Genomic DNA, 21823 nt, shown 5'->3' with positions numbered 1-21823 from the left:
AAAATATGCTTAAAATTGTAGACAGATATATCATTAAAAAATACCTTGGAACTTTCAGTTTCATGTTGGTATTATTGTCTATAGTCGTATTGGTAATCGATGTTCAGCAGAAGATTCCAAGGATAGAAAATGCCAAGGCCATTGATCCGAAACTGGATCTGACCTATTTTCTTATTCATTTTTACCCTTTCTGGATCATCAATCTTGTGGTGACTTTCCTTTCCATTCTGGTATTTATTTCGGTGATCTATTTTACCTCCAGGATGGCAAATAATACTGAAATTGTTGCTATTATCAGTAGTGGAGCCAGTTTTCACAGATTTTCCAAGCCTTATCTGGTTACTTCCATTTTTATTGGGTTGATTGCTCTTGTAGTCTATCATATGGTGCTGCCGTGGGCCAATATCAAGAAAAATGAATTGGAAGCGTATACGTATAATGCAGCCAATAAAGAAAAGATTTTAGGAACGGCACCTGCTTCTTCACAGCTGAGTAAGACGGAGTATATCTTCGTTGATTCCTGGAATAAAAGAGAAAAAAGAGGGTCGAGTTTTGTCTATCAGAAATATGATAAAGACAGAAAAATGACTTATGAGCTGAAGGCAAGTGAAGTGTATTGGGATAAAGCTAAAAAACAGTTTGTTCTAAATAACTATCTGGAAAAAACAATCAATAAAGACAATACCGAAAAACTCGGAAACGGAATAGAATTAAGGAAAAATTACGGGCATTCGCCGGAAGAACTTTTCCCTAACGAGCTCTTAGGACAAAATAAAACCACTCCGGAACTTTTGAAATTTATCGAAAGAGAAAAAGAAAGAGGAAACAGCAACCTGAACTCTTACCTGAATGAACTTCACCAGAGGACTTCCATGCCTGTTTCAATCATTATTCTGACATTTCTGGCGCTTTCCCTGTCATCACAGAAGAAAAGAGGAGGATTAGGAGTTAATCTTGCAATAGGGATCTCACTAGCCTTCATTTTCGTGTTTTCATTCGAAGCCTTAAAAGTGGTTTCGGAAAATAAAAGTTTGTCTCCGGCTGTAGCCATGTGGCTGCCTAATATGGTGTTTTTACCGCTTACCCTTTATTTGTATATCAAGAGAGCGAATCAGTAAAGTAATTTTACTTCTTTGTGATAAAAGGAATGCATTCCGTCTTCCAGTTCGATCCAGAGTTCACCCTTTTCGTCTGCACGCCGGATAATGCCATTTTGTCGCGCTTTTTCAATTTCAAAGACCGATATCTGATCTTTTCTGAAAAGGTTTTTATTAAATCCATCCAGGATTTCCTGATCTGAAGGTATGTTTTTAAGCTTTTCACACAAATATTCATGAAGGTTTAAGGCAAGTTCTTCCAGATCAAATTGGATTCCTGTCTGCGTCAGAAGTGATCCTGCATTGGATATTTCATCAAAATTTTCCTGCAGAATGTTGATTCCAGCTCCGATGATGAAATAATTATTTTGATTAATTTTTTTCTTTTCTATTAAAATTCCAACGATTTTTTTACCTTTAAGGATGATATCATTCGGCCATTTGATTTTTACCTCAGAGTCAGACAATATGGCAAGGAAATCCCGGATCACCATTGCGGTATAATAATTGAACATAAAGTCGGAGCACAGGATGTTCTGAGTATTCACTGCCAGCGTATAAGCCAGATTTTTTCCGGCAGTCTGAGTCCAGATATTTCCATACTGACCACGGCCTTTAGTTTGATTAAAAGTATGAAGTCCTATAAAATTTGAATCTCCGTAAAGTAAAAACTTTGATATTTCGTCATTAGTAGAAGAACATTCTTTCAGGTAAAAGAGTTGGCTCATTTAAGAAAACTTTAAGAGATTAAGAGGGTAAAAGTAAGGTTAAAGTAAAGAAAAAACAATAAATTTGCAGATTATAGTATTTTTTTAATGAATAAAACAGCAGAAAAACAAGCGTTAATAGATAAAATCGTTGAAGCTATCCAGGATGTAAAAGGGGAAGACATTATGATCTTCGATCTTTCAAACATCGAAAACTCCGTAGCAGAGACGTTCGTGATATGTAGCGGAAACTCAAATACACAGGTGGCTGCATTGGCAGGAAGTGTAGAGAAGAAAGTAAGAAACGAACTGCAGGACAGACCTTGGCACGTAGAAGGTACCGAAAATGCGATGTGGGTTTTGGTGGATTACGTTTCAGTGGTGGTTCATATATTCCAGAAACAGGTACGTGAGTACTACGACATAGAAGAACTTTGGGGTGACGCAGTCATTACCAGAATTGAAAATGAATAATAAAAATTTTAAAAAGTCTAAATGAATAATAAAGGATTCAACTGGTTCTTTCCTATTGCAATCGTAGCTCTTTTGCTATTCTTTGGCTCCAATTTCCTTGGAGGTGATGCAGCAAAATCTATTGATGAAGATGGTTTCTTTAGAGAAATGCAGGCGGGCAAAGTCCAGAATATAATTATATACAAAGACATAGAGAAAGCTGATGTTTTCCTAACAAAAGAAGCAAAATCGGCAATGGTTTCCAAAGCCGGAAAAGAAAACAACCCTCTTTCTGCCTTCGAAATGGCTCCTAAAGCAGATTTTTCTGTGAAATATGGAGACCTTCAACTTTTCCTTCAGAAATTTGAACAGGTCAAAGCCAGTAATCCGGTTATTAAAACAACTAAAGATTACGGTACAGGTAAGAGTGCATTAATGGACATCCTGGTTCCTGCATTGGTTTGGATTTCTATTCTTGGATTATTCTACTTCCTTCTTTTCAGAAAGATGGGTGGAGGCGGAGGTCCTGGTGGACAAATTTTCTCTATCGGAAAATCTAAGGCAAAGCTTTTTGACGAAAAAGAAAGAATTCAGGTAACATTCAAGGATGTTGCAGGATTGGAAGGTGCTAAAGAAGAAGTTCAGGAAGTAGTGGATTTCTTGAAAAACTCTGAAAAATATACAAAACTGGGAGGTAAAATTCCTAAAGGAGTTCTTTTAGTAGGACCTCCGGGAACTGGTAAAACCTTGTTGGCGAAAGCGGTTGCAGGGGAAGCTAAAGTTCCGTTTTTCTCACTTTCAGGTTCCGATTTCGTTGAAATGTTTGTTGGGGTAGGAGCTTCCAGAGTAAGAGATCTTTTTGCTCAGGCAAAAGCAAAATCTCCGGCCATTATCTTCATTGATGAGATTGATGCTATCGGACGTGCCAGAGGGAAAAATAATTTTTCCGGTGGAAACGACGAAAGAGAAAATACTTTGAACCAGCTTCTTACTGAAATGGATGGTTTCGGAACAGATACCAACGTTATCGTAATGGCAGCAACCAACAGAGCGGATATCCTTGATAAAGCTCTGATGAGAGCAGGACGTTTTGACAGATCTATTTATGTAGACCTTCCGGAACTTCACGAAAGAAGACAGATCTTTGATGTTCACCTGAAAAAGATCAAACTTGATGATAATGTAGACAGAGAGTTTCTTGCCAAACAGACTCCAGGATTCAGTGGAGCAGATATTGCCAACGTTTGTAATGAAGCAGCACTTATCGCAGCAAGAAACAACCATACTTCAGTAACAAAACAGGATTTCCTTGATGCTGTAGACAGAATCATCGGTGGTCTTGAAAAGAAAAATAAAGCAATCAAACCTTCTGAAAAAAGAAGAGTGGCTTACCACGAAGCCGGGCACGCTACGATCTCTTGGCTGGTAGAGCACGCATCTCCACTTTTAAAGGTGACGATCGTTCCCAGAGGACGTTCACTGGGAGCAGCGTGGTACCTTCCTGAAGAAAGACAGCTTACCACTACTGAACAGATGCTGGACGAAATGTGTGCAACATTGGGAGGTAGAGCAGCAGAGCAGGTGATCTTCAATAATATTTCTACAGGAGCACTTTCTGATCTGGAAACCGTAACAAAGAGAGCTCAGGCAATGGTTACAATCTACGGATTAAGCCCGAATATCGGTAATATTTCTTACTATGACAGCTCAGGCCAGTCTGAATACAATTTCGGAAAGCCTTATTCTGAAGAAACCGCCACAAAAATTGATGCAGAGATCAAATCAATCATCGAAAATCAATATGAGAGAGCGGTAAGAATTCTTGACGAGAATAAAGATAAGCTTGACGCTTTAGCAAGTAAATTGCTTGAAAAAGAAGTGATCTTCCGTGAAGACCTGGAAGAGATTTTCGGAAAAAGAGCATGGGATCCTGAATTGACAGAGAAACCTGTAACCAATACTATTCCTGAAAAAGATCAGCCAATTGTAGAGGAAACACCTCAGATCAAAGAGAAAGAAGAAGAAAGCGAAATACAGGCTCCCGAAAGCCCGACACAGCTTTAAGATTCTTAAAAAATAGATTTAATAAAAACCTGACAATCGCAAAATTGTCAGGTTTTTTCATATTTAAGGAGATATTTTGGACACTATTGTAATTTATTTTCTATTTTTGTATAAAGTTGACTAAAAATAGATTAAGTTGAATTTATTCAAGAGGATTGTAAGCAAACTTACCAACCAGCCTGAAGAAGAGGACAAACAGAGCCTGGAGAAACTTGGGGATTCGCTGAAAAATGCGGATCTTGACTATAAGTTTGCGCAATTATTTACGCATTCGGGAGGATTTTTTAATTATTGTGCAGATGAAGCGGAAGCTCTACAAACTTTAAATCAAATTATTAAAATAGAAGGTGTTCACAACCTTTTCTGCTGGGATAAAGAACTTCAGAACTTTTTGAACGTTGTGAAGTCTTCATATACGTCAGAACTACAACCGTCTAATGACGCCGCATTCATCACGTGTGAATATCTCATTGCCTATGACGGCAGAATCATGCTTTCGCATAACAATATCCTGCATTATCATTCCTCAAGGCTTCCTGATAAAATTATCATCATTGCCAATGTTTCTCAGATTGTAAACAACCTGAATGATGCCATGGGGAAAATAAAAAGAAACGGAAATATCAAGAACCTTACTTCCATCAGCGGAAGCCAATCGAAAATGGACAGTTCTTCCAATTCCAATACAAAACTGTTTTTATTGCTGCTTGAAGATTAAGCAACCACTTCTAAATTTTAAATTTTGGACAAAAATCTCATTCAAAGAACCGTATCAGGTATCGTTTATGTAGCCATCATTATTCTTTGTTCTACTCCGTTGGGAGCGCAGCTGCTGAACAGTATTGCACCTGGTCTTGCCAAACAGCAGTATCTGTATCACGGTTTAATGAGCCTTCTGCTGATTGTAGGAACCTGGGAATGTGTTAAAATTATGAAGTTTGGAAACGGCTATGAAAAATGGGTCGTATATCCATTGGTCATTTTTATTTTCTACATGTTTTCCAAAAGGTATTTTAATCACGATTTCTTTTTTGATTTCAGACTTAGTGAAATATTAGCACTCGCCTTGATCGGAATAGCTGTGGTAACCTTATTCAAATATCCCAACGAATTATACTTTGACAGCGGGAAACTAATTTTTACCGTTATTTATGTGGCTCTCCCGTTCAGTTTTGCTTTGGGACTGCCCAAGTTCTCCAGTTATAATGAAAACTTCTCTCTGGAAGTTCTTTTCCTGTTTATCCTGATCTGGAGTAGTGATACTTTTGCCTATCTGGTAGGAAAATTCTTTGGAAAACATAAAATGGCTCCTAAGATTTCGCCTAAAAAAACATGGGAAGGTTATGCCGGAGGTGTTGTCTTAACATTGGTGTTGTCTTATTTTATCGAACATTATCAGCCCGAGCTGAGAGGAAACTGGATGATCGTAGGATTTCTGGTGGCGGCCTTTGCTCCATTAGGAGATCTGGTAGAAAGTCAATTGAAGAGAAACTTCGGTGTAAAGGACAGTGGAAACATCATTCCGGGGCATGGAGGAGTTTTAGACAGGCTGGATAGTTTTATTATCTGCGTTCCTGTCGTATATTTGTACTTTATTTTAGAAAAATTTATTTAATCTCATGAAATTACATAGAGAATCAAAAGGAACGATTACCGTTGCGACCATACTTTTTATCATTCTGGGCGCTTTAGCAATTTATTTCCTTGAAATATGGTCCCTGCTGATCATTATGCCTTTGTTGGTTATTTACAGTTTAGTATTCTGGTTTTTCAGAGTTCCGGACCGTAATATTCTTGACCACAGAGAAAATGTGATCGCTCCGGTGGACGGAAAAGTGGTTATGATCAAAGAAGTAGAAGAGGATGAATTTATAAAAGGTAAAGCAATCCAGGTTTCTATTTTTATGTCTCCACTGAATGTTCACATCTGCAGATATCCGGTTTCAGGAGAAGTGATTTACAAAAAATACCACCCGGGAAAATATCTGGTAGCATGGCATGAAAAATCTTCTACAGAGAACGAAAGAACTACGGTAGCAGTTCAGACGATGACCAATCATAAAGTAGTCTTCAGACAGATTGCCGGATATGTAGCAAGAAGAATTGTATTCTACTGTAATGAAGGGGATAAAGCCAAAGCCGGGCATGAGTTCGGATTTATAAAATTCGGTTCAAGAATGGATGTATTCCTTCCTTTAGACACAGAGATTATCTGTAAGATCGGAGATATTACAAAAGGAGGTGAGGATGTTATCGCCAAACTGAAAGAAAACTAAGATTCTTATCATAGATAAAAAACCAAAAGAGAGCTTTTAAAGCTCTCTTTTTTATTTGTGGTATAAAGGTATATTTTGTTGTTTGAGTTTAATTACGCATGAGTATTATTGCGTATTGGAAGAGTTATATTTTTCCATTGGGATCAATAATTTTGCATGCTTAAAAACACAAGCTCATGCTTTTTAAGTGATCGGAGGTAAATGATTGTTAATTTATTATCAAAAATGGTATTTCATTTGATAATTTTAACATCGAATTTTAGTAAATTGTAGCTAGAAAAACACCTTAATCATCTCCTTTTTAATGCTGAAAAAGACTGATACATTTCGTTTTGTAGATTTCTGTTTTGCATGAAAGGCTGTTAATATTGGAAAATTTATACTTTCAGGAGTACAAATGCCAACTTAAGCTTGTGAGAGCATAAAAAAACAACAAGATGATTTATAAGTTTTTCTTTAAGATGATTAACGACGAAACTGAGAAGATGGATGATGATTTTGAAAGTAGTTATCTTCATCTTATTAACCGGTATTTGCTTTTATTGTTTTTCATATTCCTGTTTTACTCCATTTTTATTATTACTTTTTTTGGGGATATGCTGATCTCCATATTTCTTACCATTATTACCTTCTTCTGGCTGCTGCTCATGGCCATCAAAGGAAAAACCAAACGGTTCAGAAAGGTTTTAAAACCTTCCATTATCGGGATATTTGTTTTACTCACATTTATAGTAAGTTTTTTTCATATTTATACTTATAAAAACGCTGGTGTAGAGTACTTTTACTTTTGTCTTCTGTTTGCTGTTCCGTTCTTTTTGAAATACAAACAGGACTCCCTTACGATCTTTTTTATTACATTCATCATCAGTATCAATTTCATTGCATGTCTGTATTTTGATTTTGATTTCCTGCCAAAGAGCAGATTCATAGAAAAAGAAGATTTTAAAACAATCAAACTGCTGAATATTTTATTCTCCGTTGCTTCCTTTTTAATGGATATCGTATTTATTACCCAGAAAGACGCATTGATTCATGGCTTAATTTCCGATAAAAAGGAAAAGGATTCCACCATCAAGGATCTGGTCAAAACGAATTCGGAATTGATGAAACACCAGATGCTGATTAACCATCTTTCAGAGGAAAATATTCAGGAAATACTGAATTTAGCGGAAAGCAATTCACCCATGTTTTTTGAAAAATTTCAGGTATTTTTTCCTCATTTTATTCCGGATATTTTACAAATAAATCCTAACCTGATCCATTCTGAGCTCTATTTCTGTGCACTGATGAAGCTGGATTTTGATACAAAAAAAATAGCACAGTGTACCAATAACAGTATCCGGGCTGTAGAAAGTAAAAAATATAGGATCCGGAAAAAACTGAATATTTCCTCAGAGATCAATATCAACAGCTTTTTGATTAAAATTTAAACAGAATTCCGATTTTTGTTACTCATGCGTAATCTTGAGTAGGTTCTGATGGTGTTTTTTGATTTTCTTGTCAATATTTTTACTTAAAAACATTGTGATGAATATTAAGAACATTCATATTGGAAGCCTGATCCAATCCAAAGTGGAAGAGTATCAGATTTCAATAGAAAGAATTTCCCGGTTTTTAAACAGTACGGAAGATGAAGTGGAGAGTATGTATCATGCAAAAAGTATGGATACTGATGTTCTTCTGAAATGGTGTAAACTTTTAAAATTCGATTTCTTCCGGTTTTATACCGGACATCTCATTTTATATGCTCCCCAGGCGAGAATTGATAATGTGTTCACTCAAAAGGAAAATACCCTGGTTTTCAGAAAAAGCATTTATACGCAGGAGGTTAAGGATTTTATTCTTGATAAAATAAAGACAGGGAAAATGACGGCCAATGATGTGGTTAAAAGGTATAAAATACCCAAGACCACTTTATATAAATGGATGAAAAAGATATAAGATGATGCCAGATTATAAGCAGATTTATACCGACATTCTTGAAGAAAAATTTCCCGAGAAATTATCAGATACCGCCATCAGGCTTAAGCTGGAAACATTGCATTCAGCTTTTGATATTCTGAAATTTAATCAACTGGTTTTTGGAGAAACAGAATATACAGTGGAACGTAAAAACCAGAGGCTGCGTTCTTATGATAAGGAATCAATTCTGAAAATTCTCAGTTATCAGAAAAGAAATGAGCTGACCAATCTTCAGGTGAGTGATCATTTTAAGATAAGCCGAAATACCATTGCAAAATGGAAAAGTATTTTTAAATGATGACTGATATTGCGTTTTTTAAACAAAATGATTTTATTTTTTATAATAAATAAGAAGTATTGGTGCTTTTAAGTTATTTTGATTTAGCTATTTGAATGTATGGTTGGGTTTTGTTAAAAAGCTCAACTTTTTATTTGAATTTTTACCGGGATAAATTATTGATATTTTGTGAGTTTTACTACGCGTGAGTAGTATTGCGTAGCAGGGAATTATTTTCTAACCGTCTGTGGTTGATAATTTTGTGGAAGTTAAATGTCCGGATTATTATTATCAAACAATTATAACTTATACAATGATGGAAACAAAATTTACAATGCCTCCAATCAAAGTCCTGCTCATAGCAATGCTCTTTGTTTTTGGAAAATCTTTTTCTCAAACCAATAATGGTGCAGTAGGGATTAATACTACAACGCCGAACTCTAATTCCGTTTTGGATGTTATTTCAGGAAATAACAACAAAGGAGTACTTATTCCAAGGTTAACAGAAGCGCAGCGAAACGCAATTGTAATCAATCAATCCAATGATGATGGCTTGACGATTTACAACACCACAGAAGGCTGTTTCAATTACTGGAGCTTTGCGGATAAAGAATGGAAAAGTGTGTGCGGACAGCTGGGTAAATCTGTTTTTACCATAGACTGTTCCACTTCCAAAGCAATGGGAAGCTATGTAAAAGGAAAAGAACTTACCAATTCCAATTACCTGAAGATTGCCGTGAATGTGACTAAACCCGGTAATTATACCATTTCCGGAACAACCACAAACGGATATAATTTTTATGGAACCGGAGTATTTCTAAACACCGGAACCCAAACAATACAGATTCCGGGACAGGGAACTCCTCAGAATATACAGACAGATAATGTTGCTCTTGAAGCCAACGGAACTGAAGTAACTTGTACCCCTGCGATTTCGATTGCTGTTCTGAGTCCTGCAGGTACCTATACCATGAGCTGTGGAACTGCAACGGTAAATGGAGTATACAAGGTGGGAACAGCTCTTACTGCTTCCAACACAATTACTTTACCTGTAAATGTTTCAACATTGGGAAGTTACACCGTTACCACCAATACGGTTGACGGAATTTCTTTCAGCGGATCAGGCACATTTACTTCTACGGGAAATCAGAATATTACATTAAGCGGAACAGGAACTCCAACTTCTACATCGGTGAAAACAATTACCATTACTTCAGACAGCCAGGGTGGGGTATCTACAACATGTTCTGTAAATGTAGTGGTTGTCATTCCTAAAAAAACGGTTCTCCATATCGGATTAGAAACAGCTTACGGGTATAGCGCCTATACCGGTCCGTCAAGAAGTCTGATGGATTCTCCAACAAACTTTGGTACCACCGCTTCCAGTATTGTTAAATATGAAGGCTTTACGCATACCTCTTTAGGGAACTCACCTTCATCAGCTGCTCTTCAGACGGCTCTTAATAATAAACCGGATATTGTTGTCATTGGCTACAACTATACACCTAATGCTACAGATGCCGGTTATATTGCTTCCTATCTTAATAAAAAAGGAGTTGTTATTGCGATGACAGATGATACGGGCACTGCACAGAATTTATTCAGAGGAATATTCTCAGATCCTACCATTTCAGCATCTTATGGAGGCGGTGCAGGTTCCGTGTATGCTCTTACCAATTCTGATGATCCCATCCTTAACGGACCTTTTGGAGATGTAAGAGGGAAAAACTGGGGTGAAGATGCATCTACCACAGTAAATATTTCAGGGTTGACAAGCGGATTTGTTCCTTACAGCTATGCGCAGCCTATCAACAGTACAACTACCAGAACAGGAATTTCAGGATTAAGAAATACCAGCCTGAACTTTATATGGTTTGGTGACGGTGGCTTTTTAAGTAATGAAAATGCCAATGGAAACCAGTATCCAAGTAATACCATTGAGCCTTTTGTAGCACCAAGTTCAGGAGGATATTTCCCGGTTCAGAAGTCTTCTTACGGATACGCAGGAAACGGATATACGACAGGAGGAATGCAGGTTCAGAATTCAATCCTCTTTGCCAATATGATTGCCTGGGCAATTAAGCAGGCAGAATTCAACGGAATAAACACACAATGATAAAAGGTTTTTAAAGATGACTCCGGCACGATTATTCGTGCCGGAGTTTTTTATTTTATATGTCTTTTAACTTCCTGTACAAGGTTCAATATCAATTCTACGGGAATATCCTCTTCGGTATCAATAAGAAGGATTTTAAACTTCTTTCTGCCGTCCCGGATCAGCTCAGGATAATCAAGTCTGTCACCATGATAAAAACTCAGATAATGCTTTTGATATTTTTTGCTGTAATAGAAGTAGCACAACATTTTCTTCTTGTATTTGATAAACGGAAGTCCGAAACTGAATGTTTCTGTAATATTTTCCGGATCTGAAGCTAATATCATGTCACGTAAAAATAAAAGAGTACTTCTTTCAGGTTCTTCGATTCTGTAGAAATACTCTTGTATAGGGTTCATTGTAAATCAATTAAAAGATTAGTCGAAATTTTGAAGTTCGACAAGTTTATGATACATTCCTCTTTTTGCAATCAGGTCGTGGTGGGTTCCCTGTTCCACGATATCACCTTTTTCCATTACTACAATCCAGTCTGCTTTCTGAATGGTCGAAAGGCGGTGGGCAATCACTAAAGAAGTTCTGTTTTCCATCATTTTCTCCAGCGCATCCTGTACGAATCTTTCAGATTCTGTATCCAGGGCAGAGGTTGCTTCATCAAGAATCATGATCGGTGGGTTCTTCAATACCGCTCTGGCGATAGAAACCCTTTGTTTCTGGCCCCCGGAAAGCTTGTTTCCATCATCACCGATATTGGTATCATATCCTTCGGAAAGATTGGAAATAAAAGAATCTGCATTGGCAATTTTAGCAGCTGCAATTACCTCTTCTTTGGTGGCATCAGGTTTACCCATCAGGATATTGTTATATACAGAATCGTTGAATAATACGGATTCCTGTGTTACCATTCCCAGCAGCTGGCGGTATTCCTGTAATTTTAAATGTTTAATGTTTGTCCCGTCAATCAGAATTTCTCCTTCCGAAACATCATAAAATCTTGCTAAAAGATTAGCAATCGTTGTTTTACCACTTCCACTTTGTCCGACAAGAGCAACCGTTTTTCCCTTAGGAATGGTTAAATTGAAGTTTTTAAGAATAAGATTCGCTTTGTCATAATAGAATCCAATGTCCTTGAATTCAATATTGTTCTGAAGCGTTGTAATAGAAACAGGTTCTGCAATTTCTTCAATTTTCACATCCGCTTCAAGGATTTCCAATACTCTTTTCAGGGAAGCTTCTCCTTTCTGTACATTGGAAATAGAAGTCGATAAACTTTTTGCAGGAGGAAGAATCTGGAAGAACATACCTAAAAATACAAGGAAGTCTGCCGGAGAAATGCTTTGCTCAACAATAATTTGTTTCCCGCCATACCAGGCAATAATCAGGAAAGTAATAGAACCTAAGAATTCGCTCATTGGAGATGCTAATTCTTTCTTCTTACCCAAATTAATAGAACTTGAGATCCATTTGTTCATAGAATGCATGAATCTGTTATTCATGATTTTCTCCCCATTGAATATTTTAATAACCTTTGAAGATTTCAATGTTTCATCCACAATAGAGAAGATGGTTCCCAGTTCGCTTTGTGCTTCGTGTGAGTCTTTTTTAAGGCTTTTTCCGATCAATGCAATCATTGTTCCCATCACAGGAAGAACCAATAGTGAGAAAAGAGTCATTTCCGGGCTCAGGAAAAATAAGGTAACCAATGTACTGATCAGCATAAAAGGCGCATTAATCAGTTCAATCAAGCTTCCTAAAATATTTCCTTCCACTTCTCCTACGTCATTGGACATACGGGACATCATATCTCCTTTTCTGCTCTCTGTAAAGAATGAAACAGGAAGGGAAAGTATTTTTCTGTACATCGCTCCACGCAGGTCTTTGGTTACTCCCACACGGTAATTGATCAGTAATAAAGAGCCGAAATAACGGAATGCGTTTCTTAAAAAGAACATAAATGCAGTAATGATACACAGCCAGGCAAGAACAGTAAGTGCCCCGTAATTGCTCACCAGTGTCTGTACATAATAATTGGAATATTCTTTTACATAAGAGAAAAAATCAACAATATCACCGGAATATACTGGTGCTTTCTCATATTTTTCAGGTTTTATAGTGCCAAAAAGCATTCCTAAAACCGGTAGAATAGTCCCCAGGGAAGCAATCTGAAATACAGAATACAGGATATTGAAAAATAAACTTCCGTAGATATATTTTTGATGCGGCCTCGCGAACTTTAAGATTTTTTTATATTCGTTCATTCAATTAAAAAATTGGATAGCAAAATTACGTAAAATTAAAAGATAAGACGTTCTTAATCCTGTTTTACTTTACCGGATAAGTTTCAAAAAATGTCTTTTTGTTACAACTTAGCATTCTTGAAAGGTATTTTTTAACAGATAAGCCTGAACGAGATTTGGAACAGTACATAAGAATGCTGTCTTGTTTAATGAAAAAAAACCGCTTAAACAGCGGTTTTATATGATTGTTTTCTTAGAACTTCACCTGGTCATTATATTTAGGCGCAAAATTTTTAGGACTCAGTTTATCCAGTGTTTTTCCCAAATTATTGATGATCTGCGTCATATTATCAAAATCTACAATATTGACATCATCATTTTCGTGGTGATAATGAGAGGCTTTCGTCATATCAACAGTAGAAAATGAATGGGCAATGATTTTCTTTTTGACAAAGCTTACATTATCTGAACGGTAAAACAGCTGCTGTTTTGCATAGGGATCAGCATTGATTTTTAATCCGTTTACTGCATTTTGATTGAAAAGTTCATCAAGGTCAGAGAATCCGTCTCCCGTCATATATAATGTATTTTTTCCCCATTGAGATTCCGTAGCAACCATTTCGAAATTAAAAAGAGCTGTCATTTTATTATAAATGTGATCCAGATTCTTATCAGTGGAAATTGCTCTTGAACCCAGCATTCCCTTCTCTTCTCCATTGAATGCCATGAACACCATAGAGAATTCCGGTTTTTTGTTTTTTAAATAATCGGCGATACCTACCAGAGTCGTAATTCCGCTGGCATCATCATCTGCTCCGTTATAAATATTGTCTCCGCTTTTATCACTGGTTCCGATATGGTCAAAATGTCCTGAGAAGCCCAGATACTGATCGGATTTTCCTTTTTTGATTCCGCAAACATTGTATACGGTCTTTCCGTTGTAGTCAAAAGGTACCAGATAAGATTTTCCGGTACAGTATTCCAGATTATTTTCTTTGAAAAGTGTAGCGATGTAATTGGCTGCATTTTCATTTTCCTGTGTTCCGATTTCACGGCCTTTCATTTCATCGGAAGCGAGAGTGGAAAGAACCGTCTTTACTCTTTCTTTGGAAATTTCCTGAGCGAAGGTGAATATGGAGAATAGTGATAAAGTAAGATACGTAAGCTTTTTCATTGTCTTTATTAAATTATATAATCTGTCGTTTTTTTAATCAAAAAGTTGCAATGAATTTACATAATTTAATTTAACAATGGATAACCAATAAAAAAAACAGCTCCTTAAAAGAAGCTGTTCTCACTCAAAAAATCGTTGTAAGGCTATCGAAGTCTGTCTACAGATTTTACGAGCCTCTCATCTTTACGGATGTAAATGTTTGCTATCAGCAGACAGATTACCGCAATCAATGGGAAAATCGGCTCAATACCCTTCTCAGGAATTTGAATTCCTCCGGATAAGTTTAGTAACCAGTACGCCAATACACCAATCAACAAAGCGTTTATAATGATGCTGATGGTATTCAGCAAAATTTGTCTTTTTCTGTTTTTGAAACTGAAAATACTTAATGCTCCGGTAATAACAAGTACGATACAGCCTATATTAAGTAAAGGAATACTGTCTGAAATGACAACATCCTGTCCTGTTATAAAAAGGAAAACTGCAGCTAAAACTGCTAATAAGGTCCATATGGTTTGTATTCTCTGTAGCATTGAATATTAAATTCTTGGCAAAAATAATATAAATTTTGCACAATTCAAAAATAAGTGTAGATTTGCATTATACAATGTACTTGAAAACAAAAGTCACCGGACTTACTTTTCTTACTCACAATTAATTACATTTTTACATTAAATATGTTTAACATAGAAACGTTAAGGTCAAAATCCGTAACGGAACTGACTAAAATCTTAAAAGATTTGGGCGTTAAAGTTGCAAGAAACAGCAATGAAAATGACAAGATCTTTGCTATTCTTGACTTTCAGGCTTCTAACCCTAAAGTCGCAAAAGATTATTTCAACGCCACCGAAACCGCCAGTATAAATACTGAAGAGGCTCCAGCAGAAAAACCTGCCAAAGCCCCGGCAAAAAAAGCTGCCCCTAAAAAAACAGCAGCCAAGCCAAAAGCAAATGCAAAAGCTCCGGTAGAACCTAAAACAGAGGAAATAGTAGAAGAAAAGGTAGCTGCTCCTGAAGAAATTAAACCGGAAGAACCCAAAGTGGAAACCGCAGCAGCCACGGTAACAGAAGAAACCGCAGCAAGCGCTCAGGCAAAAAAGAAAAGAAAAAGAGTTTCTACCAATGCAGCTAATGCAGAAGTATCTCAGGAAAGAGTTGAAACTCCAAAAAACACAGAATCCCAAGAGCCTGTTCAGGCTGAAGAAAAGCCTAACAATCCTCAACAACCACAGGCTAACAGACCTCAAAAAGGACACAACCATCCACAGAACGGTGGAAACCAACATAAAAACCAAAACCAGCAACATCAGCAGCACCAAAACCAAAATCAGAATCAAAACAGACATTCTGAAAAGGCAGAGGAGCAGAATGACCATAAAAAAGAATTTAATTTCGATGGATTGGTAAGCATTGAAGGGGTTTTGGAAATTTTACCGGATAACTACGGATTTTTACGTTCTTCAGATTTCAGCTATATCTCTTCTCCTGATGATGTGTATGTTTCTACCGCTCAGATCAGAAATTTTGGTTTAAAAACCGGAGATACGGTAAAAGGAATTGTAAGACTTCCGAAAGAAGGTGAGAAATACTTTTCATTATTAAGACCTACAGAAGTTAACGGACGTGATCTTGCATTTATCAAAGACCGTGTTGCTTTTGAATATCTTACCCCGCTTTTCCCTGAAGAAAAATTCAACCTTGCTGGAAGCGGTTCTACGGTATCCACAAGAATTGTAGATTTATTTGCACCTATCGGAAAGGGACAGAGAGCAATGATCGTTGCACAGCCTAAAACCGGTAAGACAATGTTGCTTAAAGATATTGCTAATTCTATTGCAGCCAACCACCCGGAAGTATACATGATGGTTCTTCTGATCGATGAACGTCCGGAGGAGGTTACTGACATGGAAAGAAGTGTGAATGCAGAAGTAATTGCTTCTACATTTGACGAAGCTGCTGAAAAACATGTAAAAGTAGCTAACCTTGTTCTTGCGAAGGCACAAAGAATGGTTGAATGCGGACATGATGTAGTCATCTTGCTGGATTCTATCACCAGATTGGCAAGAGCATATAACACGGTAACCCCTGCATCTGGAAAAGTACTTTCCGGTGGGGTAGATGCCAATGCACTTCACAAGCCGAAAAGATTCTTCGGAGCTGCAAGAAAAATTGAAGGAGGAGGATCTCTGACAATTATTGCAACAGCATTGATTGATACAGGATCCAAGATGGATGAAGTAATCTTTGAAGAATTCAAAGGTACAGGTAACATGGAACTTCAGCTGGACAGAAAAATTGCCAACAGAAGAATTTATCCTGCTATTGATCTTGTCGCATCAAGTACCCGTAGAGATGATCTTCTTCTTGATGAAGTAACTTCGCAGAGAATGTGGATCCTTAGAAAGTATCTTTCTGAGATGAACCCTGTAGAAGCGATGGAATTTGTAGATAAAAACATCAAAGGAACTCTTAATAATGAAGAATTCCTGATGTCTATGAATAAATAATAAGTTAAATTGTTAATAGGCCGGGCTTCTATACTTTGAAATAAGGATGTAATAAATCCTCAAATTTATAGAAGCCTGGTTTTTTATTGATCAGATGTTCGGCAGCAAATAAAGCTCCGTTACCAAAGGCATCTCTTGAAATAGACTCGTGAATAAGCCTTACCGTCTGGAATGGAAAACCGAAAATAACCTCATGTTTTCCTACAATTCCCCCGGCTCGGATCGTATTTATCTTTTCATCTTTCAAATCCAGAACATCTGCTATACGGATAGCTGTTCCTGAAATTCCCTGTTTATCTTTAAAATGCTCTTCCACTATTTCAATATCTACAGAAGGAGCAATCTTTTTTAAGAACTGAGCGGCATAAAGCAGATAATTAATACCCAAAGTAATATTAGGTGACCAGAATATAGTGGCTTTCTGAGCCAGTTTATTCAGGAAACGCACTTCCTTATCTGAATAATGTGAAATGGCGGATATGATTCTTACTTTCTTTTGTGCGGCAGATTCTCCGTAAGTATAAATTCCATCTTGTGATGAAAAGTCGATAATGGCATCTACGGGATGCTCTTCCAGTAATTCTTCCACACTCATTTTTTTCTCTGAATAAAAATGACCGGGATCATCACTTTCCACCCCAAGAAAATCTGCGGCATCTCTGGCAGATGATCTGCTTGATTTTCTGTAGATCCATTGCAGAGAATGATCTTTGTTTTGAAGAATAACTGAGGCTACAGCTTTTCCTGCTTTTCCGAATCCAAAAAGTCCAATTTTCATAATAATAAGTATATAAGGTTAAATATTCAGCGATGGAAGTGTTTTTGTATAAAAATTTACTTCGTATTGTGGAAGTTACGAAATTGAAAATAAACGATGCTTTGAATAGGATATAAGGCTTCACAATGAAGAGCTTTTTTTGATGAGATTAAAATTGATTACAATTTAATTCATTCTAAATCAATATATCAATGTTAAAGATTTATTAAAGTAATCCAGAATCCTTGATAATCCCTTAAATATTGGCTAATTTTGAATTATAACATTAAAAATAAAGATTATGTCATTTGAATTACCAAAACTAGGATATGCATACGATGCATTAGAGCCAACGATCGATGCAAGAACTATGGAGATCCACCATACAAAACACCACCAGGCATATATTGACAATTTAAATAAAGCAATTGAAGGAACTGATTTAGCAGGAAAAACTATTGAAGAAATCTGCCAGACAGGGACTGACAAGCCAGCTGTAAGAAATAATGGAGGAGGTCACTTCAACCACTCTTTATTCTGGGAAATTTTAACTCCCGGAGGAAGCAAAGAGCCTGTAGGAAATGTAAAAGCGGCTATTGAAAACTACGGAGGTTTTGATAAATTCAAAACTGATTTTTCTGACGCTGCTAAAACAAGATTCGGTTCAGGATGGGCTTGGTTGGTAAAAAATGCTGACGGTTCCGTATCTGTTTCTTCTACACCCAACCAGGACAACCCGTTAATGCCTGTAGCAGACGTTAAAGGAACTCCTGTTTTAGGATTAGACGTTTGGGAGCATGCTTATTATTTAAACTACCAAAACAGAAGACCTGACTATGTTTCTGCGTTCTTTGATGTAGTAAACTGGGATAAAGTAGAGGAATTATTCAATAAATAATTTTCAGCTATTATAAAAATTAAAAGGAGACTGTCTCAAAAGGTAGACCAACACTCTGAGAATTTCTTAAATGACAAAATTTGTCACACAAGAGTCTGAGAGAAAGGTGCTTTTAGACAGTCTCCTTTGTCTTTTAATCTATGAATAGATTGTCTTTTTTAAATTTTTCGTTAATAACCTTTGGGTCTGCTAATTGAACACTATTCCCCATATACATTTTAGCTTTTCCAGCAGGATCAGCGTAAAAATCGTTTCTTTCTTTAATGAAATTTGCTTTTGTTGTTTCAATAAAGTTTTTTGGTAAGGTTATATTCAAACTTTGTTTCTTAACACCAACCAAACTAAATGTAAAATAATGGTTTAGATCATACACTTCAACAATCAGTCCTGGGAGTCCTTTAAATCGAAATGGTCCGTCATGAGATGGTATGTCAGAAGTAAACCAAGCTGTAAACTTTCTGTTGTCGAGCATACAAGCTGCTTTCTGACAATTAAATTCACCTATTTTCTTTTTCTCATTTTCTATTGTCCAGTTTATTGTTTCGGCGGGATATCCGTAAAACTTATTGACAATTTTATCAAGTACTTTTATTTTTTTGTCTATACTGTAAAATACCTCATGATTTACCCTTGCTTGAGGCATGGAAGCAAAGTTTATAGTGTAATTTCCTTTGTCAAAGTTGCTTTGTACGATTGAATCTCTACGCATTTTTGAGAAGCTTTTATAGATAGATTCTTTACCATCTGAAAGTAGTACCATCGTCTCTTCAAATTTCCGGTCTTTATCTAAGGAATCACGCATGAACGTGTACTTATAATAAAATACGGTACTTGATTTCACTTCTTGTGCTTGAATGAAAGTTGTTATGCTAATAATAAATAGTAGTAATAATTTTTTCATTTTTTACATAATTATAGAACTCAGATAGTTTATTTACTATCTGAGTTATTTTTTTGATTACTGATGACAGTTAATTTGTTCAACGGCTTCTGCATCGCTCATTAAACACTCGGTTCCCCATTCGCTACACCATGTTGTGTATGAATTAAGTCCGCAAGATGTTTGAACAAAAACTTGTATACATCCAAATGCTTTTACTTTGTTTTCCTTTTCCTCTTCTTTGATTTCTGTAACCTTGGAATAAAGATTTGATGCTACTGTGCTTTTAGCATTTACTAATCCAGCAACTCCGAAAGCTGCTAATAAAATAATTTTTTTCATAATGAGTTTTTTTAAATTCATTACTAAAATATAAAATAAAATCAATTTTTCGTGAACTATTTTTTTATGTTAAGTCTCTGTTTTCTAGTTGTTTTTGCATCGTTAAATTAAAGGGTTGTATTTTTACTACGGAAATTCGAAATACTATTAAGAAAGACTTTCTATTGAGTATTTCAATGGAATTTAAACAGCATTTATATAAAAAAGGTTCAAAATTACTTTGAACCTTTTTATTGAGGATGTTTTAAATTTATCTTATTGCATCGCTTCCGGATAATCCATTCAATCTTAGCTTATACTTCCAGTTTACATAGACAAAAACCTGGTATAATTTGTATTCAAACTTGATCCCGTAATTCTCTTTTGGATCATAATCGATTCCGGATTCTATAATATTTCTGTATCTGCCGGAATTATAATAACTGTTCCATTCGTTGACCAAAAAAGTATTTTTTGTCTTGAGATAAGATTCTGAGTACTGGCTGATCGGTTTGGCAACAGCATTTAGAAAATAATCAAATTGGGTATCGATAACGGTAAGGTCCCATTCTCCGTCTTCATTTTTAGAAGGCTTCATTTCATGGTGCTCTTTATCTTTCTTCGGCGTTTCCTGAGAAAAGCAGCTGAAAGGGACCAATGCAATCATTACTAATAAAATAATATTTTTCATGACACAAATATATATATAAAAAAAGCACTCCAATAAGAGTGCCTAAATTTTTTATGGTTCTTTCTGAAGAACTACAAATGCCGGGAAGTGATCACTGTAGCCTCCTGTGAACTGGTCTCCATTCCAGGATCTGAAAGGATATCCTTTATAATTTCCTTCTTTATTAACGAGATAAGCCGGGGCAAAGATTTCTGTTTTATACACAGAATATTCTTTAGTCACCTGATCTGAAATTACATTTTTAGAAACAATAATCTGGTCAAAAAGGTTAGGAGCGTCCTGATAAGCCAGAGAAGCAACTCCTTTCTTATATAAAGGATACATCAGATTAAGATAAGGTGTTTCCTCGCTCAGGTCTTTTGGATTTGCCTGAGCTTTCAGGTGGTTTTTTAAACTTGGGCTTACAGGGTCATCATTAAAGTCACCCATTGCGAAAAGCTTCGTCGTTGGGTCTGCAGCTCTTACACTGTCCATTTGTTGTTTTAATAAGGCTGCAGCTGCATTTCTTTTAGGTAGAGAAATGGCTTCACCACCTCTTCTTGAAGGCCAGTGGTTCATGAAAAATGCTACTTTTTCATTATCTAAGAATCCTGTTACCACAAGGATATCTCTTGTATATTCTCTTCTTCCGTTGTCACCGTAAATAACCAGTTCTTTTTTTAATGAATTGGTAGGCGTGAATCTTCTTTTCTGATAGATCAGTGCGACGTCGATTCCTCGGTAATCATAAGAGTTGTAGTGTATAATTCCGTAATCATATTTCTTTAGGGCAGGTTCGTTCACAAGATCCTGAATCACTTGTCTGTTTTCAACTTCAATTAAGCCTACTACTGCAGGAGCTGTTTTGGTATACTGAGCTCCCATTTCAGAAATTACCTTAGCTTCGTTAGCCAGTTTTGCCTTATAAATTTTACTTCCGTAATTCTTTGGGCTTTTTGGGGTAAATTCTTCAGAACCGCCTTGTTCTCTGACTGCTTTTTTACCAATTAAGGCCCCGTCACTCCATGGCCCGTCATATTTTTCAGCTTCAAGAAATTTAATAGAATCCATAGGAATACTTCTGTGGAATGCCGGATTCTTAATATCCTTGGTTCCGTCTATATAATCTGCTGAACGAATAGTATCCCAAAGGTTTTCTACATTTAAGAAACCTACGGTTGCTACTTTTCTCAGTTTTCCTTGTTGTTGGGAGAATGCCACGATCGAAATAAACAGGGCAAACAGACTCGAAAATCTCTTCATCACTTTGGAGTTTTATTATTCTATTAATTACAAATTTACTTTTTTTTAACTCACTGCGTTTTAAATATTTGTAAATTTAAAAGCAGTAATTCGAATCTCTCTTTTATAATGATTCTTAAAAGATTGCAATGTTAAGAAAAAAATACGTTAAAAAAGTTCTGGATTGC

General features: G+C 36.3%; 22 protein-coding genes. 12 read left to right on the top strand and 10 right to left on the bottom strand.

Going from position 1 to position 21823, the window contains the following annotated elements; all coding sequences use genetic code 11:
* Positions 1 to 5 precede the first annotated feature (5 nt).
* On the top strand, positions 6 to 1118 hold the full coding sequence (locus tag AC5YGI_RS00845) for an LptF/LptG family permease (protein WP_034691587.1): 1113 nt from the start codon (positions 6 to 8) through the stop codon (positions 1116 to 1118).
* Here AC5YGI_RS00845 and AC5YGI_RS00840 read toward each other — a convergent pair.
* Positions 1112 to 1825, bottom strand: a complete 714-nt coding sequence (locus AC5YGI_RS00840) for a biotin--[acetyl-CoA-carboxylase] ligase (protein ID WP_110008377.1) — start codon at positions 1823 to 1825, stop codon at positions 1112 to 1114. The genes AC5YGI_RS00845 and AC5YGI_RS00840 overlap by 7 nt on opposite strands.
* Positions 1826 to 1912: 87 nt before the next feature.
* Between AC5YGI_RS00840 and rsfS the strand changes: the two genes are divergently transcribed.
* From rsfS to AC5YGI_RS00795, 9 genes are all read left to right on the top strand, one after another.
* On the top strand, positions 1913 to 2278 hold the full coding sequence (gene rsfS / locus AC5YGI_RS00835) for a ribosome silencing factor (protein ID WP_047097448.1): 366 nt from the start codon (positions 1913 to 1915) through the stop codon (positions 2276 to 2278).
* A 21-nt stretch (positions 2279 to 2299) separates the two neighbouring features.
* Positions 2300 to 4321, top strand: a complete 2022-nt coding sequence (ftsH, locus tag AC5YGI_RS00830) for an ATP-dependent zinc metalloprotease FtsH (protein WP_330744969.1) — start codon at positions 2300 to 2302, stop codon at positions 4319 to 4321.
* Between the two features lie 136 nt (positions 4322 to 4457).
* Complete coding sequence (locus AC5YGI_RS00825) at positions 4458 to 5039, top strand: LUD domain-containing protein (RefSeq protein WP_110008379.1); 582 nt, start codon at positions 4458 to 4460, stop codon at positions 5037 to 5039.
* Positions 5040 to 5063: 24 nt separating this feature from the next.
* Positions 5064 to 5936 (top strand): phosphatidate cytidylyltransferase, encoded by an 873-nt coding sequence (locus AC5YGI_RS00820; RefSeq protein WP_110008380.1) that lies wholly within the window; start codon positions 5064 to 5066, stop codon positions 5934 to 5936.
* Between the two features lie 4 nt (positions 5937 to 5940).
* Positions 5941 to 6597, top strand: a complete 657-nt coding sequence (locus AC5YGI_RS00815) for a phosphatidylserine decarboxylase family protein (protein ID WP_110008381.1) — start codon at positions 5941 to 5943, stop codon at positions 6595 to 6597.
* Positions 6598 to 7034: 437 nt separating this feature from the next.
* Positions 7035 to 8027 carry a helix-turn-helix transcriptional regulator gene (locus AC5YGI_RS00810; protein ID WP_330744970.1) on the top strand — a complete coding sequence of 331 codons (993 nt, stop codon included), beginning with the start codon at positions 7035 to 7037 and terminating at the stop codon, positions 8025 to 8027.
* A 97-nt stretch (positions 8028 to 8124) separates the two neighbouring features.
* A complete protein-coding gene (locus AC5YGI_RS00805; RefSeq protein ID WP_330744971.1) occupies positions 8125 to 8538 on the top strand; it encodes a transposase in 414 nt (137 codons plus the stop codon).
* 1 nt (position 8539) lies between these two features.
* Positions 8540 to 8857 (top strand): helix-turn-helix domain-containing protein, encoded by a 318-nt coding sequence (locus AC5YGI_RS00800; protein ID WP_330744972.1) that lies wholly within the window; start codon positions 8540 to 8542, stop codon positions 8855 to 8857.
* Positions 8858 to 9149: 292 nt separating this feature from the next.
* The gene (locus AC5YGI_RS00795) at positions 9150 to 10952 is read left to right on the top strand and encodes a phage tail-like protein (RefSeq protein ID WP_330744973.1); all 1803 of its coding nucleotides are present in this window, start codon (positions 9150 to 9152) and stop codon (positions 10950 to 10952) included.
* Between the two features lie 50 nt (positions 10953 to 11002).
* Here AC5YGI_RS00795 and AC5YGI_RS00790 read toward each other — a convergent pair whose 3' ends face one another.
* From AC5YGI_RS00790 to AC5YGI_RS00775, 4 genes are all read right to left on the bottom strand, one after another.
* Positions 11003 to 11350 (bottom strand): DUF1801 domain-containing protein, encoded by a 348-nt coding sequence (locus AC5YGI_RS00790; RefSeq protein ID WP_330744974.1) that lies wholly within the window; start codon positions 11348 to 11350, stop codon positions 11003 to 11005.
* Positions 11351 to 11368: 18 nt separating this feature from the next.
* Positions 11369 to 13207 carry an ABC transporter ATP-binding protein gene (locus tag AC5YGI_RS00785; RefSeq protein WP_131437222.1) on the bottom strand — a complete coding sequence of 613 codons (1839 nt, stop codon included), beginning with the start codon at positions 13205 to 13207 and terminating at the stop codon, positions 11369 to 11371.
* Positions 13208 to 13439: 232 nt separating this feature from the next.
* On the bottom strand, positions 13440 to 14360 hold the full coding sequence (locus AC5YGI_RS00780) for a M28 family peptidase (protein WP_330744975.1): 921 nt from the start codon (positions 14358 to 14360) through the stop codon (positions 13440 to 13442).
* A 143-nt stretch (positions 14361 to 14503) separates the two neighbouring features.
* Positions 14504 to 14893, bottom strand: coding sequence for a DUF4293 family protein (locus AC5YGI_RS00775; protein WP_330744976.1), 390 nt, complete (start codon positions 14891 to 14893; stop codon positions 14504 to 14506).
* 144 nt (positions 14894 to 15037) lie between these two features.
* On the opposite strand from AC5YGI_RS00775, the gene rho reads away from it, so the two are divergent.
* Positions 15038 to 16867 carry a transcription termination factor Rho gene (gene rho, locus AC5YGI_RS00770; protein ID WP_110008390.1) on the top strand — a complete coding sequence of 610 codons (1830 nt, stop codon included), beginning with the start codon at positions 15038 to 15040 and terminating at the stop codon, positions 16865 to 16867.
* 28 nt (positions 16868 to 16895) lie between these two features.
* Here the strand turns inward: rho and AC5YGI_RS00765 are convergent, their stop codons facing one another.
* Positions 16896 to 17645: a 4-hydroxy-tetrahydrodipicolinate reductase gene (locus tag AC5YGI_RS00765; RefSeq protein ID WP_330744977.1), complete on the bottom strand. Its 750-nt coding sequence runs from the start codon at positions 17643 to 17645 to the stop codon at positions 16896 to 16898.
* Positions 17646 to 17925: 280 nt separating this feature from the next.
* On the opposite strand from AC5YGI_RS00765, the gene AC5YGI_RS00760 reads away from it, so the two are divergent.
* Complete coding sequence (locus AC5YGI_RS00760; protein ID WP_330744978.1) at positions 17926 to 18522, top strand: superoxide dismutase; 597 nt, start codon at positions 17926 to 17928, stop codon at positions 18520 to 18522.
* 133 nt (positions 18523 to 18655) lie between these two features.
* Here the strand turns inward: AC5YGI_RS00760 and AC5YGI_RS00755 are convergent, their stop codons facing one another.
* The 4 genes from AC5YGI_RS00755 to AC5YGI_RS00740 form a co-directional block, all read right to left on the bottom strand.
* Positions 18656 to 19423 (bottom strand): GLPGLI family protein, encoded by a 768-nt coding sequence (locus AC5YGI_RS00755; protein ID WP_330744979.1) that lies wholly within the window; start codon positions 19421 to 19423, stop codon positions 18656 to 18658.
* A gap of 57 nt (positions 19424 to 19480) precedes the next feature.
* Entirely contained in the window at positions 19481 to 19744 is a 264-nt protein-coding gene (locus AC5YGI_RS00750) for a hypothetical protein (protein ID WP_330744980.1), read from the bottom strand.
* 250 nt (positions 19745 to 19994) lie between these two features.
* Complete coding sequence (locus AC5YGI_RS00745; protein ID WP_330744981.1) at positions 19995 to 20414, bottom strand: DUF6146 family protein; 420 nt, start codon at positions 20412 to 20414, stop codon at positions 19995 to 19997.
* Between the two features lie 51 nt (positions 20415 to 20465).
* Positions 20466 to 21656, bottom strand: a complete 1191-nt coding sequence (locus AC5YGI_RS00740) for an endonuclease/exonuclease/phosphatase family protein (protein ID WP_496167295.1) — start codon at positions 21654 to 21656, stop codon at positions 20466 to 20468.
* Positions 21657 to 21823: the final 167 nt, after the last annotated feature.

It is taken from the genome of Chryseobacterium sp. CS3K3.1 (assembly GCF_059515165.1).
The sequence above is the reverse complement of the archived record's forward strand: the minus strand, read 5'-3'. Positions and strand labels throughout refer to the sequence as shown.

Coding starts and splice junctions, on each gene's coding strand:
- AC5YGI_RS00755 (WP_330744979.1), bottom strand. CDS start 19,423: ATGAAAAAATTATTACTACTATTTATTATTAGCATAACAACTTTCATT.
- AC5YGI_RS00780 (WP_330744975.1), bottom strand. CDS start 14,360: ATGAAAAAGCTTACGTATCTTACTTTATCACTATTCTCCATATTCACC.
- AC5YGI_RS00815 (WP_110008381.1), top strand. CDS start 5,941: ATGAAATTACATAGAGAATCAAAAGGAACGATTACCGTTGCGACCATA.
- AC5YGI_RS00750 (WP_330744980.1), bottom strand. CDS start 19,744: ATGAAAAAAATTATTTTATTAGCAGCTTTCGGAGTTGCTGGATTAGTA.
- AC5YGI_RS00840 (WP_110008377.1), bottom strand. CDS start 1,825: ATGAGCCAACTCTTTTACCTGAAAGAATGTTCTTCTACTAATGACGAA.
- AC5YGI_RS00785 (WP_131437222.1), bottom strand. CDS start 13,207: ATGAACGAATATAAAAAAATCTTAAAGTTCGCGAGGCCGCATCAAAAA.
- AC5YGI_RS00800 (WP_330744972.1), top strand. CDS start 8,540: ATGATGCCAGATTATAAGCAGATTTATACCGACATTCTTGAAGAAAAA.
- AC5YGI_RS00745 (WP_330744981.1), bottom strand. CDS start 20,414: ATGAAAAATATTATTTTATTAGTAATGATTGCATTGGTCCCTTTCAGC.
- rho (WP_110008390.1), top strand. CDS start 15,038: ATGTTTAACATAGAAACGTTAAGGTCAAAATCCGTAACGGAACTGACT.
- AC5YGI_RS00765 (WP_330744977.1), bottom strand. CDS start 17,645: ATGAAAATTGGACTTTTTGGATTCGGAAAAGCAGGAAAAGCTGTAGCC.
- AC5YGI_RS00790 (WP_330744974.1), bottom strand. CDS start 11,350: ATGAACCCTATACAAGAGTATTTCTACAGAATCGAAGAACCTGAAAGA.
- rsfS (WP_047097448.1), top strand. CDS start 1,913: ATGAATAAAACAGCAGAAAAACAAGCGTTAATAGATAAAATCGTTGAA.
- AC5YGI_RS00845 (WP_034691587.1), top strand. CDS start 6: ATGCTTAAAATTGTAGACAGATATATCATTAAAAAATACCTTGGAACT.
- AC5YGI_RS00760 (WP_330744978.1), top strand. CDS start 17,926: ATGTCATTTGAATTACCAAAACTAGGATATGCATACGATGCATTAGAG.
- AC5YGI_RS00805 (WP_330744971.1), top strand. CDS start 8,125: ATGAATATTAAGAACATTCATATTGGAAGCCTGATCCAATCCAAAGTG.
- ftsH (WP_330744969.1), top strand. CDS start 2,300: ATGAATAATAAAGGATTCAACTGGTTCTTTCCTATTGCAATCGTAGCT.
- AC5YGI_RS00810 (WP_330744970.1), top strand. CDS start 7,035: ATGATTTATAAGTTTTTCTTTAAGATGATTAACGACGAAACTGAGAAG.
- AC5YGI_RS00740 (WP_496167295.1), bottom strand. CDS start 21,656: ATGAAGAGATTTTCGAGTCTGTTTGCCCTGTTTATTTCGATCGTGGCA.
- AC5YGI_RS00795 (WP_330744973.1), top strand. CDS start 9,150: ATGATGGAAACAAAATTTACAATGCCTCCAATCAAAGTCCTGCTCATA.
- AC5YGI_RS00775 (WP_330744976.1), bottom strand. CDS start 14,893: ATGCTACAGAGAATACAAACCATATGGACCTTATTAGCAGTTTTAGCT.